20 protein-coding genes are annotated in these 19,879 nt (G+C 68.5%); 13 read left to right on the plus strand and 7 right to left on the minus strand.

The features are described 5' to 3' along the window. Positions 1–277 precede the first annotated feature (277 nt). Together rnk and IB227_RS05965 are read left to right on the plus strand one after the other, a co-directional pair. Complete coding sequence (gene rnk, locus IB227_RS05960; RefSeq protein WP_132864925.1) at positions 278–703, plus strand: nucleoside diphosphate kinase regulator; 426 nt, start codon at positions 278–280, stop codon at positions 701–703. A gap of 33 nt (positions 704–736) precedes the next feature. Next, positions 737–1,702 (plus strand): transaldolase, encoded by a 966-nt coding sequence (locus IB227_RS05965; RefSeq protein ID WP_192286634.1) that lies wholly within the window; start codon positions 737–739, stop codon positions 1,700–1,702. Between the two features lie 181 nt (positions 1,703–1,883). Here IB227_RS05965 and IB227_RS05970 read toward each other — a convergent pair whose 3' ends face one another. The 4 genes from IB227_RS05970 to IB227_RS05985 are packed head-to-tail and all read right to left on the minus strand — an operon-like array spanning position 1,884 to position 4,027. After that, positions 1,884–2,393, minus strand: a complete 510-nt coding sequence (locus tag IB227_RS05970) for an NAD(P)H-dependent oxidoreductase (RefSeq protein WP_192286635.1) — start codon at positions 2,391–2,393, stop codon at positions 1,884–1,886. Between the two features lie 3 nt (positions 2,394–2,396). After that, on the minus strand, positions 2,397–3,047 hold the full coding sequence (gene msrA / locus IB227_RS05975) for a peptide-methionine (S)-S-oxide reductase MsrA (RefSeq protein WP_192287284.1): 651 nt from the start codon (positions 3,045–3,047) through the stop codon (positions 2,397–2,399). Positions 3,048–3,078: 31 nt separating this feature from the next. Then, positions 3,079–3,345, minus strand: coding sequence for a DUF2007 domain-containing protein (locus IB227_RS05980; protein WP_192286636.1), 267 nt, complete (start codon positions 3,343–3,345; stop codon positions 3,079–3,081). 13 nt (positions 3,346–3,358) lie between these two features. After that, complete coding sequence (locus tag IB227_RS05985; RefSeq protein ID WP_192286637.1) at positions 3,359–4,027, minus strand: glutathione S-transferase family protein; 669 nt, start codon at positions 4,025–4,027, stop codon at positions 3,359–3,361. 102 nt (positions 4,028–4,129) lie between these two features. Between IB227_RS05985 and IB227_RS05990 the strand changes: the two genes are divergently transcribed. Continuing rightward, positions 4,130–5,881, plus strand: coding sequence for a glutamine--tRNA ligase/YqeY domain fusion protein (locus tag IB227_RS05990; RefSeq protein ID WP_192286638.1), 1,752 nt, complete (start codon positions 4,130–4,132; stop codon positions 5,879–5,881). 79 nt (positions 5,882–5,960) lie between these two features. Here the strand turns inward: IB227_RS05990 and IB227_RS05995 are convergent, their stop codons facing one another. Genes IB227_RS05995 through IB227_RS06005 form a run of 3 tightly spaced genes read right to left on the minus strand, consistent with a single transcriptional unit; the run spans position 5,961 to position 9,095 of the window. After that, positions 5,961–7,037 carry an ABC transporter substrate-binding protein gene (locus IB227_RS05995; RefSeq protein WP_192286639.1) on the minus strand — a complete coding sequence of 359 codons (1,077 nt, stop codon included), beginning with the start codon at positions 7,035–7,037 and terminating at the stop codon, positions 5,961–5,963. After that, positions 7,034–8,413, minus strand: coding sequence for a sensor histidine kinase (locus IB227_RS06000; RefSeq protein ID WP_192287285.1), 1,380 nt, complete (start codon positions 8,411–8,413; stop codon positions 7,034–7,036). The genes IB227_RS05995 and IB227_RS06000 overlap by 4 nt, the downstream gene beginning before the upstream one ends. Next, on the minus strand, positions 8,406–9,095 hold the full coding sequence (locus tag IB227_RS06005) for a response regulator transcription factor (protein ID WP_132864932.1): 690 nt from the start codon (positions 9,093–9,095) through the stop codon (positions 8,406–8,408). Before IB227_RS06005 ends, IB227_RS06000 begins: the two co-directional genes overlap by 8 nt. A 222-nt stretch (positions 9,096–9,317) precedes the next feature. On the opposite strand from IB227_RS06005, the gene IB227_RS06010 reads away from it, so the two are divergent. The 10 genes from IB227_RS06010 (at position 9,318) to IB227_RS06055 (ending at position 19,807) form a co-directional block, all read left to right on the plus strand. Further along, entirely contained in the window at positions 9,318–10,463 is a 1,146-nt protein-coding gene (locus IB227_RS06010; protein WP_192287286.1) for a porin, read from the plus strand. 31 nt (positions 10,464–10,494) lie between these two features. Continuing rightward, positions 10,495–11,832, plus strand: a complete 1,338-nt coding sequence (locus tag IB227_RS06015; RefSeq protein ID WP_192287287.1) for a CitMHS family transporter — start codon at positions 10,495–10,497, stop codon at positions 11,830–11,832. 31 nt (positions 11,833–11,863) lie between these two features. Further along, a complete protein-coding gene (gene phbB / locus IB227_RS06020) occupies positions 11,864–12,604 on the plus strand; it encodes an acetoacetyl-CoA reductase (RefSeq protein WP_192286640.1) in 741 nt (246 codons plus the stop codon). Between the two features lie 185 nt (positions 12,605–12,789). Next, the gene (locus IB227_RS06025; protein ID WP_192286641.1) at positions 12,790–15,102 is read left to right on the plus strand and encodes a TonB-dependent receptor; all 2,313 of its coding nucleotides are present in this window, start codon (positions 12,790–12,792) and stop codon (positions 15,100–15,102) included. Between the two features lie 203 nt (positions 15,103–15,305). Next, entirely contained in the window at positions 15,306–15,866 is a 561-nt protein-coding gene (locus IB227_RS06030) for a nucleoside deaminase (protein WP_192286642.1), read from the plus strand. Between the two features lie 131 nt (positions 15,867–15,997). Beyond that, positions 15,998–17,047 carry a 23S rRNA (cytidine(2498)-2'-O)-methyltransferase RlmM gene (gene rlmM / locus IB227_RS06035; protein WP_192286643.1) on the plus strand — a complete coding sequence of 350 codons (1,050 nt, stop codon included), beginning with the start codon at positions 15,998–16,000 and terminating at the stop codon, positions 17,045–17,047. Positions 17,048–17,134: 87 nt separating this feature from the next. Next, positions 17,135–17,515 (plus strand): hypothetical protein, encoded by a 381-nt coding sequence (locus IB227_RS06040; RefSeq protein ID WP_225591601.1) that lies wholly within the window; start codon positions 17,135–17,137, stop codon positions 17,513–17,515. Between the two features lie 112 nt (positions 17,516–17,627). Further along, complete coding sequence (locus tag IB227_RS06045; RefSeq protein ID WP_192287288.1) at positions 17,628–18,542, plus strand: SMP-30/gluconolactonase/LRE family protein; 915 nt, start codon at positions 17,628–17,630, stop codon at positions 18,540–18,542. Between the two features lie 31 nt (positions 18,543–18,573). Next, entirely contained in the window at positions 18,574–19,296 is a 723-nt protein-coding gene (locus tag IB227_RS06050) for a hypothetical protein (RefSeq protein ID WP_192286645.1), read from the plus strand. A 106-nt stretch (positions 19,297–19,402) separates the two neighbouring features. Further along, a complete protein-coding gene (locus tag IB227_RS06055) occupies positions 19,403–19,807 on the plus strand; it encodes an EF-hand domain-containing protein (RefSeq protein WP_192287289.1) in 405 nt (134 codons plus the stop codon). Positions 19,808–19,879: the final 72 nt, after the last annotated feature.

The raw sequence follows: 19,879 nt of genomic DNA on the forward strand, positions 1-19,879 counted from the left end.
CGAGGGAGGGGGCAGAAGCGGCGTTGGCTGCAATCTCAAGGACCACGCGGAACCGCTCCCTCCCTTTGGCGCAGCCAAGGGGAGAGTTGGGGAGGGGTACAGCCCCAACCCGCAATCTGAACACTCCCCGGCCCCACATTGCATCCCGGCCGTGGCGGCCCCATCATCCTGAAAGGGTCGCAAGCGACCCCTGACATCTGCACAATAGTGCCCGGGCGGCGCCGGCAAGGCGTCGCCTTTTGCTTGCATTTTTTCTTCAACAGATAAGGAACATCCCATGACCAGCCACAGCGGTCTCCCGCCATCGATCATCGTTTCCACCCGCGACATGGCCCGCCTCGAGGCCCTGCTCGACTCCCCGGCCCTGAGCCGGCACCCGGCCGCCGTCGCCCTCTCGCAGGAGCTTGAACGCGCCCAGGTGTTGCCGCCGGAGGAAATCCCGGCCGGTATCGTCACCATGCACTCCCGCGTGGACTGCGAAGACGAACTGCACGACGAGAAGCATTCCCTGACCCTGGTCTATCCGCACGAGGCGGATTTCGACAAGGGCCGCGTGTCCGTGCTGGCACCGGTTGGCAGCGCCCTGCTGGGCCTGTCGGTCGGCCAGACCATCGACTGGACCGCCCCCGGTGGCCGCCAGCTGCGCCTGCGCGTGATCGCCGTCCACTACCAGCCCGAAGCTGCGGGCGATTTCCACCGCTGAGCGCCTCGCGCCGGCCTGTACCAGGAACCTGCAATGACCCAGCCCCGCTCCAAGCTCACCCAGCTGCGCGAACTGTCCGTCGTCGTCGCCGACACCGGTGACTACGAGGCCATCAAGCGCCTGCGTCCGGTGGACTGCACCACCAACCCGACCCTGGTGAAGAAAGCCCTCGACCTGCCGGTCTATGCCGCGTTGATCGAGCGCGAGCTGCGGTGGGGCCGCAGCCAGCCCGGCGACGTGCAGGACGTGGCCAAGGCCGTGGTCGACCGCCTGACCGTGGGCGTGGGCACGATGCTGGCCGAGCTGGTGCCCGGCCGCGTCTCCACCGAAGTGGACGCCGACCAGGCGCATGACACCGCCGCTACCATCGCCAAGGCGCGCGAGTTCATCGCCATGTACGAAGCGGCCGGCGTGCCGCGTAGCAAGGTGCTGATCAAGATCGCCGCCACCTGGGCCGGCGTGGAGGCAGCGCGCGTGCTGCAGGCCGAAGGCATCGACTGCAACCTGACCCTGATCTTCAACCCGACCCAGGCGCTGGCCTGCTCGGAAGCCGGTGCGTTCCTGATCTCGCCGTTCGTCGGCCGCATCCTGGACTGGTACGTGGCCAACGGCCAGGCGCCGGCCAGCATCGACGAAGACCCGGGCGTGGTGTTCGTGCGCGGCGTGTACGCCGAGTTCAAGCGCCGTGGCTCGCCGACGGTGGTGATGGGTGCCTCGTTCCGCTCGACCGCGCAGATCGAAGCGCTGGCCGGCTGCGACCGCCTGACCATCTCGCCGGACCTGCTGGAGAAGCTGGACGCCGACTTCGGCGAGCTGCCGCGCAAGCTGGTGGCCGGTGCGGCCGAAGCCGTCAACGTGGCCGCCATCGATGAAGCCAAGTTCGACGCCGACCTGGCCGCCGACCCGATGGCCGCCGAGAAGCTGGCCACCGGCATCGACGCGTTCGCCAAGGACCTGCAGACGCTGCGCCAGCGCATTGCCGACGAACTGGCGAAGTAAGTAGACCCACACGTAGTACCTGGAAACATCCCTTCTCCCTGCAGGGGAGAAGGTGCCCCGAAGGGGCGGATGAGGGCGTTTCTGCGTTGCCGTGGCGCTTGCGCACTTTCAAAGCGCCCTCACCCCAACCCCTCTCCCGTTCACGGGAGAGGGGCTGAGCACAAGCAGGCGCTCGAACGCGCTAGAACACGCCCAGCTCCAGGCCCGCCGCCAGCAACGCACCGAGCTCGCGGCCACGCGCCAGCGCAGAGGCCGGCACCTGCTTGGCCGCCAGAATCGCCTCCGCCGTCTGTGCCTGCGTACACACCAACACCGGCTCGGCCACTTCCTTCAGGCGCAGCCCCAGCGCTATCCGCCGCAACTGCGCGATCGTTGGCTGCCCGTCCGAACCGACACACACCAGCAGCGCATACGGCTTGCCTTCGCAGCGCCCCAGCAACGGGTAATAGCTGCGGTCGAAGAAGTCCTTCATCGCCCCGCTCATCGAGGCCAGCGTCTCGGGCGTGGCGAACACCACTGCATCGGCCGCCAGCACATCCGCCGCGCCGGCATCGGCCGCACGCAACGCACTCACGTCCACGGCATCATCCGTCGCCGCGCGTGCGCCTTCCAGCAACGCACCGACCATGGCCTCGGTCGCACCGGTGAAGCTGTGCCACACCACCAGCAGACGCCGCGGCGTGGCCCCCATCGCTCAGACGTCCAGCCCGATCGGGCAGCTCACGCCAGTGCCACCGATGCCGCAATAGCCGTTCGGGTTCTTGGCCAGGTATTGCTGGTGGTAGTCCTCGGCGTAGAAGAACGCCGGTGCCGGATAGGCGATCTCGGTGGTGATCGGCCCGTAGCCGGCCGCTTCCAGCTGCTGCTGGTAGGCCGCGCGGCTGGCGATGGCCGCGTCGTACTGCGCCTGCGTATGGCAGTAGAGCGCCGAGCGGTACTGGGTGCCGGTGTCGTTGCCCTGGCGCATGCCCTGGGTAGGGTCGTGGTTCTCCCAGAACGTGCGCAACACGGTCTCCAGGGGCACCTGCGCGGGGTCGAACACGACACGCACGACCTCGGTGTGGCCCGTGAGCCCGGAGCAGACCTCCTCGTAGGTCGGGTTGGGGGTGAGCCCGCCCTGGTAGCCCACTGCGGTGGTCACCACGCCCGGCAGCTGCCAGAACTTGCGCTCTGCACCCCAGAAGCAACCCAGGCCCACGTCCAGCACCTGCAACCCGGCCAGGTTGCCCTGCAACGGCTGGCCGTTGACGAAATGCACGTTGTGCAGCGGCAGCGGGACCTCGCGCCCCGGCAATGCCTCTTCCGGGCGCGGCAGGCGCTGCTTGAACGCACCGATACCCAGCAAACCTTGGCCGATTCCCAACATGGTCAGTTCCTCAGGCCGGGAGCAGTCCCGGCGCCTCATCTGCATCGGAAATGGGGTCGCCCGGGCCCTCGTCCAAGGCCAGTGCGGCCACGATGTCCTCGGCCTGCGGCTGGGCCGAATCCGGCACGCAGACGCGCAGCAGGCCGAACAGCGGCAGTTCGCCGCCGGCGCCCAGCAGCGACTCGCCGAACACGAACGCCGGGATGCCGGCGTCCTCCAGCGCGTGCTTGACCAGATGGGCGTCGAACAGGTTATTGGTCTGGTAGATCTGCTGCATCAGTGTTCTCCCTTCACAGCGGCACGCGCAGTGCATCGGTGGCGGCCAGTCGCTCGGTTTCCGCCGCGCCGGCCTGGCGCCATTCGCGCAGCGCCGGCAAGGCCAGCAACGCGCGATGGTACGGTTCCGCACCGCCATCCACGGGCACCCCGTAGCCATCGAAACGTACCGCCACCGGTGCAAACATCGCATCAACGATGCCGAACTGCCCGAACAGGAAGTCACCGCCGGTACCGTAGGTCCCGCGCAGTTCGGCCCACAGCGCGCAGATCCGGCCGATGTCGGCCTGGGCCGCGGCATCCCAGCGGTAGCCGTCCGGCTGCCGCCGGCTGTTCATTGGCAACTGGGTGCGCAGGGCGGTGAAACCTGAATGCATCTCGGCCGCCGCCGCCCGCGCCACGGCCCGCTGGGCCCGGTCGGACGGCCAACCACGCCCGTCCAGCCAACGCTCGTTGGCGTACTCGCAGATGGCCAGCGAGTCCCACACGTGCAGGCCGCCGTCACGCAGGGCCGGCACCTTGCCGGTCGGCGAGTGACGCAGGGCCTGGCGGGTGAAATCCGGGCTGTCCAGCGCCAGCCGCACCTCGTCGAAGGCCACGCCGAAATGGCGCAGCAGCAGCCACGGGCGCAGCGACCAGGACGAGTAGTTCTTGTTGCCTATCACCAGAACGGGGCGGTCCATCGTTACGGTCCACGGGGCGGGAACCCCCAGCATAGCCCCGTCCCGGCAGCCGAGGCCGGGCTCGGCTAAACTTGCGGCTTATTTCAATACGTTGCGTCCCCCATGTCCGAGAACACGCCTGCCGCCGGTGCCACGCCGGAGAACGCTCCCGCCGAGAAGCGCGACTTCATCCGCCAGATCGTCCGCGAGGACCTGGCCAGCGGCAAGCACACGGCCATCAAGACCCGCTTCCCGCCCGAGCCCAACGGCTACCTGCACATCGGCCATGCCAAGTCGATCTGCCTGAACTTCGGCATCGCCGGCGAGTTCAGCGGCGTGTGCAACCTGCGCTTCGACGACACCAACCCGGCCAAGGAAGACCCCGAGTACGTCAACGCCATCCAGGACGACGTGCGCTGGCTGGGCTTCGAGTGGAACGAGCTGCGCCATGCCTCGGACTACTTTGATGCCTACTACCTGGCTGCGCAGAAGCTGATCCGCGACGGCAAGGCCTACGTCTGCGACCTGTCGGCCGAGGAAGTGCGCGCCTACCGTGGTAGCCTCACCGAACCGGGCCGCCCGTCGCCGTACCGCGAGCGCAGCGTCGAGGAGAACCTGGACCTGTTCGCGCGCATGCGTGCCGGCGAGTTCCCCGATGGCGCCCGCACCCTGCGCGCCAAGATCGACATGGCCAGCGGCAACATCAACCTGCGCGACCCGGCGATCTACCGCATCAAGCACGTCGAGCACCAGAACACCGGCGATGCCTGGCCGATCTACCCGATGTACGACTTCGCGCATGCGCTGGGCGATTCGCTGGAAGGCATCACCCATTCGCTGTGCACGCTGGAGTTCGAGGACCACCGCCCGCTGTACGACTGGTGCGTGGACAACGTCGACTTCGCCCACGACAACGCGCTGACCCAGCCGCTGGTCGACAAGGGCCTGCCGCGTGAAGCCGCCAAGCCGCGCCAGATCGAGTTCTCGCGCCTGAACATCAACTACACGGTGATGAGCAAGCGCAAGCTGATGGCGCTGGTCACCGAGCAGCTGGTCGACGGCTGGGACGACCCGCGCATGCCGACCCTGCAGGGCCTGCGCCGCCGCGGCTACACCCCGGCGGCGATGCGCCTGTTCGCCGAACGCGTGGGCATCTCCAAGCAGAACTCGATGATCGACTTCAGCGTGCTGGAAGGCGCGCTGCGCGAGGACCTGGACAGTGCCGCCGCACGCCGCATGGCGGTGATCGATCCAGTCAAGCTGGTGCTCACCAACCTGCCCGAAGGCCATGAAGAAACCCTGACCTTCAGCAACCATCCGAAGGACGAAAGCTTCGGCACCCGCGAAGTACCGTTCGCACGCGAGCTGTGGATCGAGCGCGAGGATTTCGCCGAAGTCCCGCCGAAGGGCTGGAAGCGGCTGGTACCGGGCGGCGAAGTGCGCCTGCGCGGCGCCGGCATCGCCCGCGTCGATGAGGTGGTGAAGAACGACGCCGGTCAGATCATCGAGCTGCGCGGCTGGCTGGACCCGGAATCGCGTCCGGGCATGGAAGGCGCCAACCGCAAGGTCAAGGGCACCATCCACTGGGTCAGCGCCCGGCACGCGGTGGAAGCGGAAGTGCGCCTGTATGACCGCTTGTTCTCGGTCGCCGACCCGGACGATGAATCCGAAGGCAAGACCTACCGCGATTACCTCAACCCGGAATCGCGCAAGGTCGTCACCGGCTATGTCGAGCCGGCCGCGGCCATTGCCGCGCCCGAGCAGGCCTTCCAGTTCGAGCGTACCGGCTACTTCGTCGCCGACCGCCGCGACCACACGGCCGGCAAGCCGGTGTTCAACCGCAGCGTGACCCTGCGCGATACCTGGGCGGGCTGATCCAACGCCGCTGCAATGAAAACGCCGGGCAATGCCCGGCGTTCTTGTTTTCCCCCTCCTGGCCGTCGCTGGCTGCACGCTACCGTTGCACGTCGACAGCCTGCGGCTGACCTGCGGGTTCCACGCTGCTGCGCCAGGCATCCAGGAACTGCCGCCGCTTGAGCGCGTCCAGGTACACCAGCAGGCCCGGCCCCAACTGGATCGGCCGGCGGTTGCGGCCGGGCGTGCCATCGCGCCCTGCCGCACCCACGATCGGCATCAGCCGCGCCTCGCGTGAGAGCACCAGCTGTCCGCGTGGGGACAGCAGGTAATCCAGGAAGCTGCGTGCCTCGGCCGGGTTGCGGCTGCTGCGTGGGATCATCGCCGTGCGCAGCACCACCAGCGTGTAGTCCTCCGGCTCGACGATACCCAGCGGCGCACCTGCATCGATGCGTGCCTGCGCATACGACCCCAGCACGTTGTAGGCCAGCGACAACTCGCCGCTGCTGACCTTGTCCAGCAGCACGCCGGTGCGCTCCTCGCGGACCACCGCGTTGTCCCCCAGCGCCCCCAGCAAGGCGCCGGCGATGCTGCCGCGATGCGCGTCCTGGGTGGCCAGCAGGTACCCCACGCTGCTGCGTTCGATGTCATACGTACCGACCTTGCCGCGCAACGGCGCGCCTTCACCGCGCAGCAGCGCCAGCAACTGGCGGCGGGTATGCGGGACCCGTGCCGGCGGCAGCGCGCGGGTGTTGTAGACGATGGTCACCGGCTCGTAGCTGATGCCATAGGCTTCGTGCCGCCACTGCGCCCAGGCCGGCACCGCGTCGGTCCACACCGACTGGTGCGGCAGCGCATGACCGTCATTGACCAGTTGCGTCTGCAGGTCCATGCCGCTGGAAATCAACAGGTCCGGCCCGTTCGATCCCTTGCCGGTGCGCAGGAAACGCGCATGCAGGTCCTGGGTGATGATGTCCTCGTAGATCACCTCGGTGCCCGGATGCAGGCGCTGGTAGTCGGCGATCACTCGCGCGAACACCTCGATATCGGTGGTGCCGTGGATGCGCAGCTGTGCGGTGGCCGCGCCCTTGGCCGGGAAGCGTTGCACATCCCCCGGCGCGGCCCGGGCCGGCAGCACCAACAGGCACCACAACATCATGATCAACAGGAACTTCATGCATTGCTCCTGGGCAGGCGCAGGGTGGCGACCAGGCCGCCTTCCGGCCGGTTGGCCAGATCGATCCGGCCGCCATGGCTGTCGATCACCCGCTTGACGATGGCCAGGCCCAGCCCGGCGCCGCCGGCCGGCGCGTGCTCGCCGCGGCCAAAGCGCTCGAACACCCGCTCGGCGTCGGCCGCCGCGATGCCCGGGCCGTGGTCGGCGATGGTCAGCACCGCATCGGCCGCCTCCACGGTCAACGCGATCTGCAGCGCGCCGGCACCGCCGTACTTCACCGCGTTGTCGATCAGGTTCTTGATCGCCTCGCGCAGCAGCAGGGCGTCGCCGTTGACCGACACCACCGCGTTGGTCATCGCCAGCTGCACCCGCGGCGCCGGGCCCGCCTGCGGCAAGGCCTCGTGCAGGGCCTGGTGCACGACGTCGGCCAGGTCCACCGTGGCGAAGCTGCGCAGGTGCGAACGGTGGATCACGCTGGCATCGCTGAGCAGCTGGTTGAGCAGACGGCTCATGTGGGTGGCGTTGCGCTCGATCGCCTGCAGGCTGCGCCGCGTCTCCCGCGGGTCGTCCTCGTCCAGCGCCAGCTGCGCCTGCGCGCGCAAGGCGGCCAAGGGCGTGCGCATCTGGTGCGCGGCGTCGGCCATGAACGCACGCAGGGTCTCGTTGCTGCTGGACAGGCGCTCCATGAAACGGTTCAGCGCACCGACCATCTGGTCCATCTCGCGTGGCACCCGCGCGTCCAGCGGCTTCAGGTCCGACGGCTCGCGCCGCGACAACTCGCGCTCCACCCGCACCAACGGGCGGAACGCACGGTGCACGCCGAACGCGACCAGCGCCAGGGCAAGTGCCGACAGCACCCCGATCGCCAGCAGCGCGCGGTTGACCATCTCCTGTGCCAGCGCTTCGCGGGCACGGCGGGTCTGCCCCACCTGCACCTGCACTTCGCCCTGCGCCGAGGCGGCGGCAAAGCTGCGCGCGACCACCACGAAGCGCACCGTCTCGCCGCTGTAGGCGGCATCGAACAGCTGCGGCCGGCCATCGGCGAGCTGCGGCGATGCCGGCAGGTCCGGGTAGCCGGTGATCAGCGCACCACGGCTATCGGCGATGCGATAGAACACGCGGTCCTCCTCGGCCATCGACAGCAGGTCCAGCGCTGCATACGGCAGGTCCACCTGCCATTGCCCGTCCACCAGCGCCACCGAATCGGCGATGGACAGCGCCGAGGACACCAGCAGGTGGTCATAGGAGCGGTTGGCGGCGCGCTGCCCGTACTCGCGCGCGGCGAACAGCAACACCACCGCGAACACCGCCAGCAGGCCGCCGAGGTACAGCAACAGCGTGCGCCGCAGCGAACCCGGCGCGCGCTCCTCAGTCATCGCCATCCACCGCGCCCTCGCCGGGCTCCAGCAGGTAGCCCACGCCACGCACGGTGGTGATGCGCAACGGCGCGCCGGCCAGCTTGCGGCGCAGGCGACCGATGTACAGCTCGATCGCATTGGGCCCGGCCTCGTCATCAAAACCGAACAGGCCATTGCCGATCTCGTCCTTGCTCACCACCTGCCCGAGCCGCCCGACCAGGATCTCCAGCAGGCGGTACTCGCGGTTCGGCAGCTCGATCGGCTCGCCATCGACGCTGACGCGATGGGCCGCATTGTCGAACTGGAAGCTGCCCACCTGCACCACCTCGCTGGCATTGCCGCGGGCACGACGCAGCAGCACCCGGCAGCGCGCCTCGAACTCGCGGAAATCAAACGGCTTGCCGAGGTAGTCATCGGCGCCCACGTCCAGGGCCTGCACGCGGTCCTCGATGCCATCGCGCGCGGTCAGCATCAGCACCGGGGTGCTGTCGCCGCGCTCGCGCATGCCGGCCAGCACGCGCAGGCCGTCGAGCTTGGGCAGGCCGATGTCCAGCACCACCAGGTCGAAACTCTGGTAGCGCAGCACGCTGGCCGCGCCCAGGCCGTCGGACTGCCAGTCCACCGCATGCCCGCTGCGGCGCATGCGACGGATGATCGCATCGGCCAGGTCCGGGTTGTCTTCGACCAGCAACAGGCGCATGGGCAGGAGCAGCAGGAAGGTGCGGGCATGCTAACGCGCCGCCCCCCGTCCACGCAGCAGGAATGCCACCGCGCTGCGCCGCACAAGGCGCTGACAGGCGGATGACAGCTTGGCCGCACCAGACTCTGGTCCAACGCACCATCCGGTGCCCACGCCGCGCGCCTGGCGCGCAACCTGGGAGGGTTTGTGGCAAACAACAACACGTGGCGGCAACGCGCCGCCGTGCTGGCGCTGGCTGCCTGCACGGCACCGGCCTTGGCCGCCGACGGCGAGGACGACGGCCCGGTCACCGCCACGCTCGGCGGCCGCCTGCACCTGGACTTCGCCAGCTTCGACAACGACCCGCGCGGCACCCCGAACAAGGACGACACCGAGATCCGTCGCGCATGGGTCGACGTATCCGGCCGCTTCTTCGTGGTCGACTACAAGCTGGAAGCCGACTTCTCCGGCGACCGCGTCGAGGCCAAGGACGTCTACGTCAGCCGCGGCTTCGGCAATGCCGGCAAGCTCACCGTGGGCCAGTTCAAGCAGTACTACTCGCTGGACGACCGCACCAGTTCCAACTACGGACCGCTGCTGGAGCGTGGCAATGCCGCCACCACACTGGCGCCGCTGTATCGCCTGGGTGCGTCGTGGCAGGCCAACCCGGGCGATTTCACCTGGGCGGCCAGCATCTACAGCCTGGAGAGCATCGACGCCTGGCAGGTGAAGGGCCGTGCGGCCGGTGGCCGCGTCACCTGGGCCCCGGCGCCGCAGGCAGGCGATGTGTTGCACCTGGGCCTGTCGCTGGCGCGCGAAGCCTATGACAATCCCGGTGCCAACGGCGTGCCGGCGCTGCGCATCCGTCCGCGCCCGGCCGGCCACCTGTCCGATGAAAGCCGCTTGACCCTGGTCAGCTTCGCCGACGGCCGTGACACCGACGTCAACAAATGGTCGCTGGAGTATGCGCAGGTGCGCGGCCCCTGGTCGTGGCAGGGCGAATTCAGCGGCGCCACCTTCGATGACGGTGCGCAACGCGGCAACGTGATGGCCGGCTACGGCCTGGTCAGCTGGTTCGTTACCGGAGAGACCCGCGCGTATGACCGCAAGACCGGCCGTTTCGCGCGCATCAACGACATCCACCACAAGGCCGGCGCGTTCGAGCTGGCCCTGCGCTACGACCAGATGCGCGGCGCGCAGCATCTGGACGGCCAGCCCGACCTGCGCCGCGGCAGCACCGAGGCATGGACGCTGGGCGGCAACTGGTACCTGCGCGACAACCTGCGCTTCATGCTCAACCTGATCGAAAGCCGCAACCGCGACCGCCTGGCCGGCGCTACCGTCGACCGCACCCGCGCGGTCACCGGCCGGCTGCAGTTCGACTTCTGATTCCCTTTCCCACGTCCTGACCCTTAGGAGTCTGCAGATGATGCTGACCATCCTCGGCTTCGGCATGGTGCTCACGTTCATGTACCTCATCATGAGCAAGCGCCTGTCGCCGCTGGTAGCCCTGATCACCGTCCCCATCGTGTTCGCCCTGATCGGCGGCTTCGGCCACGGGCTGGACGAGATGATGCTCGAGGGCATCAAGAAGATCGCGCCCACCGGCGTGATGCTGATGTTCGCCATCCTGTACTTCGGGGTGATGATCGATGCCGGCCTGTTCGACCCGCTGGTGCGGATCATCCTGCGCGTGGTCAAGGGCGATCCCTTGAAGATCGTGATGGGCACGGCGGTGCTGGCGATGCTGATCTCGCTCGACGGCGACGGCTCGACCACCTACATGATCACCGTCTCGGCGATGCTGCCGCTGTACCGGCGGCTGGGCATGAACGCCCTGAACATGACCTGCGTGACCATCCTCGCCGGCGGCGTGATGAACCTCACCCCTTGGGGTGGGCCGACCGCACGTGCGGCCACCGCCCTGCACGTGGACCCGGCCGACGTGTTCGTGCCGATGATCCCGTCGATGGTGCTGGCCTGCGCCGGCATCCTCGTGCTGGCCTGGTACCTGGGCATCAGCGAGCGTCGCCGCCTGGGCGTGGTCAGCCTGCCGGAGGGCGGCAACTGGATGGACACCAGCGTCTCGGACGACGGCGATGCCCTGCCGACCGTGGAGGATGCCGAGGACACCAAGCGCCCGCGCCTGCTGTGGGTCAACTTCGCGCTGACGCTGGCGCTGATGGCCGCGCTGGTGATCGGGCTGTTGCCGATGCCGGTGCTGTTCATGGTCGGCTTCGCCATCGCGCTGGTGATCAACTACCCGAACCTGGCCGAGCAGCGCCGTCGCGTGGTCAACCACGCCGGCAACGTGCTGTCGGTGGTGTCGCTGATCTTCGCCGCGGGCATCTTCACCGGCATCCTCTCCAACACCGGCATGGTCGAGGCGATGTCACGCAGCTTCCTGGCGGTGATCCCCGACGCCTGGGGTCCGTACCTGGCGGTGATCACCGGGCTGGCGTCGATGCCGTTCACCTTCTTCATGTCCAACGACGCCTTCTACTTCGGCGTGCTGCCGATCCTGTCCGAAGCGGCGGGCCACTACGGCATCACCCCGGTGGAGATGGCCCGTGCCTCGCTGGCCGGCCAGCCGGTGCACCTGCTCAGCCCGTTGGTGCCGTCCACCTACCTGCTGGTGGGCCTTGCCAAGGTCGATTTCGCCGACCACCAGAAGTTCACCCTGAAGTGGGCGGTGCTGATCTCGTTGGTGCTGATGATCGGCAGCCTGCTGCTGGGCCTGTACCCGCTGGCCGCCTGATCGGCCCCCTGCCCTCGAAACGGAGCTCACCATGACTCTTCGCATCGCCTACGTCACCAGCGGCATGGGCAGTGTCGGCACCGCCATCTGCCAGAGCCTGGCCCGTGCCGGCCATACCGTGGTCGCCGGTTGCGCGCCCAATTCCCCACGCAAGGCCAACTGGTTGCGCGAGCAACGCGAGCAGGGCTTCGACTTCATCGCCTCCGAGGGCAACGCCACCGACTGGGCTTCGACCAGCGCGGCGTTCGCCAAGGTGCGCGCCGAGGTCGGCGAGATCGACGTGCTGGTCAACAACGCCGGCGGCAGCCGCGACGTGCTGTTCCGGCAGATGAGCCCGGAAGACTGGAACGCGGTGATCGCCTCCAACGTCAACGCTCTGTTCAACATCACCAAGCAGGTGGTCGAAGGCATGAGCCAGCGTGGCTGGGGCCGCATCATCAACATCGGCTCGGTCAGCGCGCACAAGGGCCAGATCGGGCAGGTGAACTACGCAACCGCCAAGGCCGCCATGCACGGGTTCACCCGCGCCCTGGCCGCCGAAGTCGCCGCGCGCGGCGTCACCGTCAACACGCTCTCGCCGGGCTACATCGCCAGCCAGGCGATCAGCAGCTTCCCGCCGGACGTGCTCGACCGGCTGGCCGCCTCGGTGCCGGTGCGTCGCCTTGGCCGCCCGGAGGAAGTCGCCGCGCTGTGCACCTGGCTGGCATCGGATGACGCGGCCTACGTGACCGGCGCCGACTATGCGGTCAACGGCGGACTGCACATGGACTGATCCTGCTTCATTGCCCCCCCGGCACGCCGCGCTGCTCCTCAGCGCGGCTTTTTTCTGCGTGTTCATGGACTGCGGAAGTGGCGCATCGCGCGTTCACCGCGCTGCCGTAAACAAGCTTTCATGTTGGTTTTCCATAGTGGCCGCGCACCTGTTTCACCGCGCCCTCCCCCACGCCACGGACCGACATGCAGACCCGACACCTGAGCCTTGCCATCCTTGCCGCGCTGACTTCCGCGCCGCTGTACGCCGCCACCCCCGAGGACGTGGGCGAACGCACCGACGCCACCGCGGCAACCGCCGCCAGCGCCAGCGCGCAGACCCTGGACGCGGTCTCGGTGATCGGACGCGGCGAAACCCGCCAGGTGCAACGCATCAGCGAAGTCGACAAGCAGGTGCTGCCGCCCGGCAGCAGTGGCCAGAAGATCCTCGACCGCCTGCCCGGTGTCTCGGTGCAGTCCAACGACGCCTTCGGCGCCAACGAGGAATCACAGACCATCAGCCTGCGTGGCTTCGACAAGAATCGCCTGGGCTATACGCTGGACGGCATCCCGCTCGGCGACAACAGCTACGGCAACTACAACGGGCTGAGTATCGCCCGCGCCATCATCGGCGAGAACCTGGCCGGTGCCGAGCTGGCGCAGGGCATCGGCTCGCTGGGCGTTGCCTCCACCAGCAACCTGGGCGGCACCATCCAGTACTTCTCCAGCGACCCCTCCAGCGTGTTCGGTGGCCGCGCCAGCATCACCATGGGCGAGGACAACCAGCGCCGCGGCTACCTGCGCGTGGACACCGGTGAATACAACGGCTTTGCCGCCTACGTGTCCGGCGTGCACCAGGACGCGGACATGTGGGCCGCACCCTACCAGAACCAGACCACCCGACAGTTCAATGCCAAGGCGGTGTGGAATGTCGGCGACCATCGCTTCGGTGCATTCGTCGCCACCTCGCGGGTGAGCCAGGCCAACTACGCCTACCTGTCCAAGAGCATGCTCGAGCGCGGCCTGGGCTGGGACTGGAACATCTATGCCCCGGATTGGGACCGCGCGGTCGCCGCCGCCTACTGCGCCCCGGCCACCTTCAACGCCGACCGTTGTGCGTTCGTCGATGGCGTCAGGAGCATCGACGATGCGTACTACCAGAGCCGCGCCCTGCGCGATGACAACCTGTACGCCATCGACGCCGACCTGCGCGTGGCCGAGCAGGGCCGCCTGAAGCTGCTCGCCTACCACCACGAGAACCGTGGCCAGGGCCATTGGTGGGCACCGGGCCAGCCCTCCTATCCGGGCACCGACAAGATGCTGCCCATCTCCATCCGCAGCACCAACTACACCATCAACCGCCAGGGCGTGACCGCCGCACTGTCCTGGACGCTGGGTATCCACGAGCTGGAAGCCGGGCTGTGGTGGGAACAGAACGACCACAACGTCGAGCGCAACTTCTACTACATCAGCGGCCCGTTCCTGGACGACGTCTACCTCAACCACCCGGACCGCCGCCTGTTCGACCAGGACTACGACATCCGCACGCGCCAGTTCTACGTGCAGGACCGCATGCGCTTCATGGACGACCGCCTGGTCGTGGACCTGGGCATCAAGAGCCCGAACACGCGGATGCGCGCCGTCGCCAGGCCGGGCACCGAGACCAAGCTCGCCTCCGGCACCCTGACCGCCAAGGAATCGGTGCTGCCGCAGCTGGGCGTCGGCTTCAAGCTCACCCCGAACAACGAGCTGTTCGCCTCGTATGCGGAGAACATCGCCGCCTTCGTCGGTGGCGGCAGCGGCGGCCCGCTGCAGGTGTCGCCGGAATCGTTCGCCGCCAGCGCCGGGCTGGAGCCGGAGAAGTCCAGGACGCTGGAAGCCGGCTTCCGCACCTTCGGCGAGAGGCACCAGGCCTCGCTCGCCGCCTATGCGGTGAAATTCGACAACCGCCTGCTCTCGCTCAACCCGTGTTCGAGCATCGAAGTCGGCACCCGCCCGGAATGCGTCACCCGTTTCATCAACGTCGGCTCGGTGAAGAGCCACGGCGCGGAGCTGACCTTCATCCTAAAGCCCGTCGATGGCCTGCAGTGGTACAACGCGCTGTCGTGGAACAAGTCCACCTACGAGGACGACTACCTCTCCGGCGGCCAGGTGGTGCCGGTGGCCGGCAAGATCACTGTCGATACGCCGCAGCGGATGGCCTCCAGCGAACTGAGCTGGAACCACGACGGCTGGTTCGCCAGCCTGCGCGGCAAGTACACCGGCAAGCGCTACTACACCTACACCAACGACCAGTCGGTGCCGGGCGTGACCACCTTCGACGCCGGCTTCGGCTACACCTTCGGCCCCGGACTGGGCCTGCAGGACCTGAAGGTGTCGATGAACGTGACCAACCTGACCAACAAGCGCTACGCCGGCCAGCTCAGCTCGTTCGCCCCGACCGACCCGACCGGCACCCGCTACGCCATCCACGCCAGCGCGCCGCGCCAGGTGTTCATGACGCTCAGCGCCGGGTTCTAGGCCAAACGACCAGCCGGCAGACGGCCCGGCCTGAATCCCCTCCCTTCTGCGTCGCAGAAGGGAGGGTTGCGGCGGGAACACGCCCGAGCCGCCCACGCGGCAGACCCGCTCTCCTCAGATGAACAGCCCCCGCCCCCGTCGGTGAGCCCCCGGCCCCAGTCCTATACACTGGCCGCCGTTTTTGCCTCTGGTTGGTCATCGTCATGCTTCACGCGCAGGTTCACCTCACCCTTCCCGTCTGGATCCACGACGCCGTCGATTGCGACCGCGCGTATACCGGCGACGAGGCCAAGGTGGCCCTGGCCGTGGAGCTGTCGCGGCTGAACGTCGAGCACGGCACCGGCGGCCCGTTCGGTGCGGTGGTGTTCGGCCCGGATGACAGGGTCATCGCCGCCGCGGTGAACCGCGTGGTGCCGCACGCCACCTCGCTGGCACACGCCGAGAACATGGCCTACATGCTGGCCCAGCAGAAGCTCAACACGCCGCGCCTGAACGCGCTGCTGGCCCCCATCACCCTGGCCACCTCCTCGCAGCCCTGCTGCCAGTGCTATGGCGCCACCGTGTGGGCCGGCATCGACCGCCTGTTGATCGGCGCCAGCGCCGCCGACGTGGAAGCGCTCACCCAGTTCGATGAAGGCCCGCTGCCGGCCAACTGGGTCGGCGAGCTGAACAAGCGCGGCATCGAGGTCGTGCAGGGCCTGCAGCGTGACGCCGCACGCGCGGTACTGGCCCACTACGGCCAGAACGAAGGCGCACGCTACTGATTCCCGACGCCCCGCTCCCACCGGATGCGGGGTTGCGATGAACCGCTGACGCGACCTGCCAGCAGCGTCGCCAGTGCCTTCGCCCACCGCTGCACCACCGCCACTCCACCTGCCCTCCACCAAGGACTTCCATGACCGGCCTGCTGTGCTACTGCCGCCAGGGTTTTGAACCCGAACTCGCTGGCGAGTTGAACGAACGCGCCGGCGCGGCGGGCATCGCCGGCTATGCGCGCACGCAGCGCAACGACGGCTACGTGGTGTTCGTCACCGACCAGGCCGCCGAACTGGACCAGCGCCTGGCATGGCGCGAGCTGATCTTCGCGCGCCAGAAACTGCGCGTGCTGGCCGAGTTGCCGCAGCTGGACCCGTCCGACCGCATCACCCCGATCATCGCCGCACTGGAAGGCCAGGCGCGTTTTGGTGACCTGTGGGTCGAGCACCCCGATTCGGATGCCGGCAAGCCGCTGGCCGGGCTGGCGCGCAGCTTCGGCAACGCGCTGCGCCCGGCGCTGCGCAAGGCCGGCCTGCTCACCGACAAACCCAACACCAAGCTGCCGCGCCTGCACGTGGTGTTCGTCGACGGAACGCATGCCTTCGTCAGCGTCGCCGACACGCGGGACAGCGCACCGTGGCTGCTCGGCATCCCGCGCCTGAAGCTGCTGCCCGACGCGCCCTCGCGTTCGGCCCTGAAGCTGGAAGAGGCGCTGATGACCCTGCTCACCCCGGAAGAACGGGAGGCGCTGGTCAAGCCGGGCATGCGCGCGGCCGACCTCGGCGCGGCACCGGGCGGCTGGACCTGGGTGCTGACCCGCCAGCACGTCCAGGTGCTGAGCATCGACAACGGCCCGTTGCGCCAGCACGTGCTCGATACCGGGCTGGTCGAACACCTGCGCGCCGACGGCTTCCATTGGCAGCCGGAGACGCCGTTGGACTGGATGGTCTGCGACATGGTCGAACAACCCCGTCGCGTCGCCGAGCGCATGGCCACCTGGCTGCGCCAGGGCTGGTGCCGGCACGCCATCTTCAACCTCAAACTGCCGATGAAGAAGCGCTGGGACGAAACCCGCCTGTGCCTGGACCTGTTCGCCGAGCAGGCCGGCAAGCCGCTGACCCTGCGCGCCAAGCAGCTGTATCACGACCGCGAGGAAATCACGGTCTTCGTCACGCCCGCCTCGCGCTGAGCGTCGCGGGCCCGGGCCGCCTGCCCCCAACAGGCGGGCGAGCGCGCAGCGGCTACCATGGCGGCGTGCCCTGAAACGGAGTCCGCCATGTTGCGTTCGTTCCTGTTGCTCGTCGCCCTGCTCGCCGGCAGCGCCTGCAGCGCCCCGGCCACCACCCATCCCCCTGTCACGGCGCCCACGCCGGTACCCCAGACAACGGCGGTGGTGATCGACCAGAGCTGCCGCACCGATGCCGACTGCACGGTGAAGGATGTCGGCAATTGCTGCGGCTATTACCCGGCCTGCGTCAACGTCAACAGCCCCACCGACCCGAAGGGCGTGCAGGCCAGCTGCCAGGCACGCGGCATGATGAGCGTCTGCGGCTTCAGGGAGATCAGCGGCTGCAGCTGCGTGCAGGGCAAGTGCGCCGCCCGGGAGGCCGAGGCCGATTCACTGCGGCGGCCGCTGCAGATGGACGGCCAACGCTGAGCGGGAATGCCACGCGGTTGCCTCCGCAACCACCGCCCGCGTGCACGACGTGCTCTGGCACACTGCCCCGGATCGTGAACCCGAGGATGCCGCCATCGCCCGCCCTGCCCGCCTGTCCCGCGTCGTTGCTTCCCTGAGCCTGCTGCTGGCCGGCAGCGCCTGTGCCGCCGCGCCGTTCCTCGTGCGCGACCATGTGGGCGACGGCGTGTTCACCGCCGGCATCGAGGGCCCGGCCACCGGCCCGGACGGCGCGCTGTACGTGGTCAACATCGGCAAGGACGGCACCGTCGGCCGGGTGAACGCCGACGGCATCGCGGAGACCTTCCTCACCCTGCCCACGGGCAGCGTGGGCAACGGCATCCGCTTCGGCGCCGATGGCCGCATGTTCATCGCCGACTACGCCGGCCACAACGTGCTGCAGGTGGACCCGTCCACGCGCGCGGTCACGGTGTTCGCGCACCTGCCCGATGCCCACCAGCCCAACGACATCGCGCGGGCACCGGATGGCACGCTGTACGCCAGCGACCCGGACTGGGCACGCCCGGACAACGGCCAGCTGTGGCGGATCGACCGCGACGGCACCGTACACCTGCTCGAACGCGGCATGGGCACCACCAACGGCGTGGAAGTCAGCCCGGACGGCGCCCGGCTGTACGTCAACGAAAGCGTGCAACGCAACGTATGGGTCTACGACCGCGCCGCCGACGGCAGCATCGCCAACAAGCGCCTGCTGGTCCGCTTCGCCGACCATGGCATGGACGGCATGCGCTGCGACGTGGACGGCAACCTCTACATCGCCCGCTACGACGCCGGCGTGGTCGCGATCGTGTCCCCGGCCGGCGAGCTGCTGCGCGAGGTGCCACTCACCGGCCGCAAGCCGACCAACGTGGCCTTTGGCGGCACTGACGGCCGCCAGGTCTTCGTGACCCTGCAGGACCGTGGCGCGGTGGAAACCTTCCTGGCCGAGCGACCCGGGCGTGAATACGGCGGGGCACCGCTCCAGTCTCAGCCTGTGCCATCGCGATAAGGCATCCTGTAGTCCTTCCGGGAGGACCACGATGCAAGCAATCGAACTGAAGGATCCGGCGGCGTTCGGCAATGAATTCCTGCGGCTGACGCTGCTGCAGGGCTTCCAGTCGCTGACCAAGCGTGACCTGGAACTGTTGATCTTCGTGCTGCTCGAACGCGACGGCAGCATCGACCGCAGCGAGTCCAATGCCGCGGTGGCGCTGCGCCTGCGGGTCACCCCGGCCAAGGTCAAGGGACTGCGCCGCGACGGCTACGCCCGCTGGCGGGCGCTGGTGCCCGAGGAGGGCGAGGCCGCGCTGCAGCGCATCGTCGCCGGCGTGCTGACCGAAGCCAACCTGCGCTCGGGAGCCAAGCACGTCAGCGAGCGCAGCCGCAAGGAAGGCTTCCTGGCCATCCGCATCGAGCACCCGGATGACGCGCAGCAGTTCGAGCAGGCGATCCTCGACGTCGGCGCGATCCCGGTCTACGAACGCAACCGTGAGGTGGTGGCGGTGCGTTTCGACACGCTGGTGCAGATCGCCGAGCGCTGGAATTACCTGCAGCCCGATCCCCAGGCCACGCTGGCGGCATTGAAGAAGCTGGCACCGGCCTCCGAAGAGGTCGCCGACCTGCTGAAGAAGGACGTCAAGCAGCTGCGCTGGGACGACGCACGCCGCGCACTCAACAGCCTCGGCGCAAAGGCGGTCAGCTCTACCGTCGAGGGCGGCCTGCGCGGGCTGCTGAAGCTGGTGTTCCCCTTCATTCCGGGCTGAGCGGCCGGCATCGGGTTCACCGGCCCGCACCTGCGGGCTACCATCACCGCAGCGGCGCGCGTCCCGCGCGTGCCGGCTGCCTCCCCTGGATCACGTGAGCCGTTTGATGACCTGCCCGTTTCCCGCCCGCCTTGCCCTGTCGCTGTTGCTGGGCGCTGGCACCTTCGCCGCGTTTGCCCAGCAGCGCCCTGCCCCGGCCGTCAGCACGCCGCTGACCGAGGTGCCGGTCAACGTGCGCGAACAGCCGCTGTCCAGTGGCCGCGTCACCCATGCCGTGCAGGTGCGTACCGAACCCGGCCAGGCCCCGGTGACGATCCGCTCGATCCAGCCGGACACCGTGGCCGGCAACTACCGCATCGATTTCACCGCGCTGGACCTCGATGCCGATGGCTTCATCAGCCGCGCCGAAGCACAGGCCAACCCGGTGCTGGCCGATGAGTTCAATGCGCTGGACACGGCCCGTCGCGGCAAGCTGTCACGCGAGCAGCTCGCCGGCTGGCTGAAGCCGTAGCCGCGCCCCTGAGCCTGAGGCCGGCCATCGGACCGTCCCCGGGGTTCGCGGCCGAGAGGAAATCCCTGCGCG

It is taken from the genome of Stenotrophomonas sp. STM01 (assembly GCF_014852135.1).
In the GTDB taxonomy this organism is placed as follows: Bacteria; Pseudomonadota; Gammaproteobacteria; order Xanthomonadales; family Xanthomonadaceae; genus Stenotrophomonas; species Stenotrophomonas capsici.

What these genes read in the sequence shown, in the direction of transcription:
- IB227_RS06000 (WP_192287285.1), bottom strand. Translation starts at nt 8,413, where the DNA reads ATGACTGAGGAGCGCGCGCCGGGTTCGCTGCGGCGCACGCTGTTGCTG.
- IB227_RS06055 (WP_192287289.1), top strand. Translation starts at nt 19,403, where the DNA reads ATGACCTGCCCGTTTCCCGCCCGCCTTGCCCTGTCGCTGTTGCTGGGC.
- IB227_RS06005 (WP_132864932.1), bottom strand. Translation starts at nt 9,095, where the DNA reads ATGCGCCTGTTGCTGGTCGAAGACAACCCGGACCTGGCCGATGCGATC.
- IB227_RS05970 (WP_192286635.1), bottom strand. Translation starts at nt 2,393, where the DNA reads ATGGGGGCCACGCCGCGGCGTCTGCTGGTGGTGTGGCACAGCTTCACC.
- IB227_RS05995 (WP_192286639.1), bottom strand. Translation starts at nt 7,037, where the DNA reads ATGAAGTTCCTGTTGATCATGATGTTGTGGTGCCTGTTGGTGCTGCCG.
- IB227_RS05980 (WP_192286636.1), bottom strand. Translation starts at nt 3,345, where the DNA reads ATGCAGCAGATCTACCAGACCAATAACCTGTTCGACGCCCATCTGGTC.
- IB227_RS06030 (WP_192286642.1), top strand. Translation starts at nt 15,306, where the DNA reads ATGCTTCACGCGCAGGTTCACCTCACCCTTCCCGTCTGGATCCACGAC.
- IB227_RS05990 (WP_192286638.1), top strand. Translation starts at nt 4,130, where the DNA reads ATGTCCGAGAACACGCCTGCCGCCGGTGCCACGCCGGAGAACGCTCCC.
- IB227_RS06040 (WP_225591601.1), top strand. Translation starts at nt 17,135, where the DNA reads ATGTTGCGTTCGTTCCTGTTGCTCGTCGCCCTGCTCGCCGGCAGCGCC.
- phbB (WP_192286640.1), top strand. Translation starts at nt 11,864, where the DNA reads ATGACTCTTCGCATCGCCTACGTCACCAGCGGCATGGGCAGTGTCGGC.
- IB227_RS05985 (WP_192286637.1), bottom strand. Translation starts at nt 4,027, where the DNA reads ATGGACCGCCCCGTTCTGGTGATAGGCAACAAGAACTACTCGTCCTGG.
- rnk (WP_132864925.1), top strand. Translation starts at nt 278, where the DNA reads ATGACCAGCCACAGCGGTCTCCCGCCATCGATCATCGTTTCCACCCGC.
- IB227_RS06050 (WP_192286645.1), top strand. Translation starts at nt 18,574, where the DNA reads ATGCAAGCAATCGAACTGAAGGATCCGGCGGCGTTCGGCAATGAATTC.
- IB227_RS06025 (WP_192286641.1), top strand. Translation starts at nt 12,790, where the DNA reads ATGCAGACCCGACACCTGAGCCTTGCCATCCTTGCCGCGCTGACTTCC.
- IB227_RS05965 (WP_192286634.1), top strand. Translation starts at nt 737, where the DNA reads ATGACCCAGCCCCGCTCCAAGCTCACCCAGCTGCGCGAACTGTCCGTC.
- rlmM (WP_192286643.1), top strand. Translation starts at nt 15,998, where the DNA reads ATGACCGGCCTGCTGTGCTACTGCCGCCAGGGTTTTGAACCCGAACTC.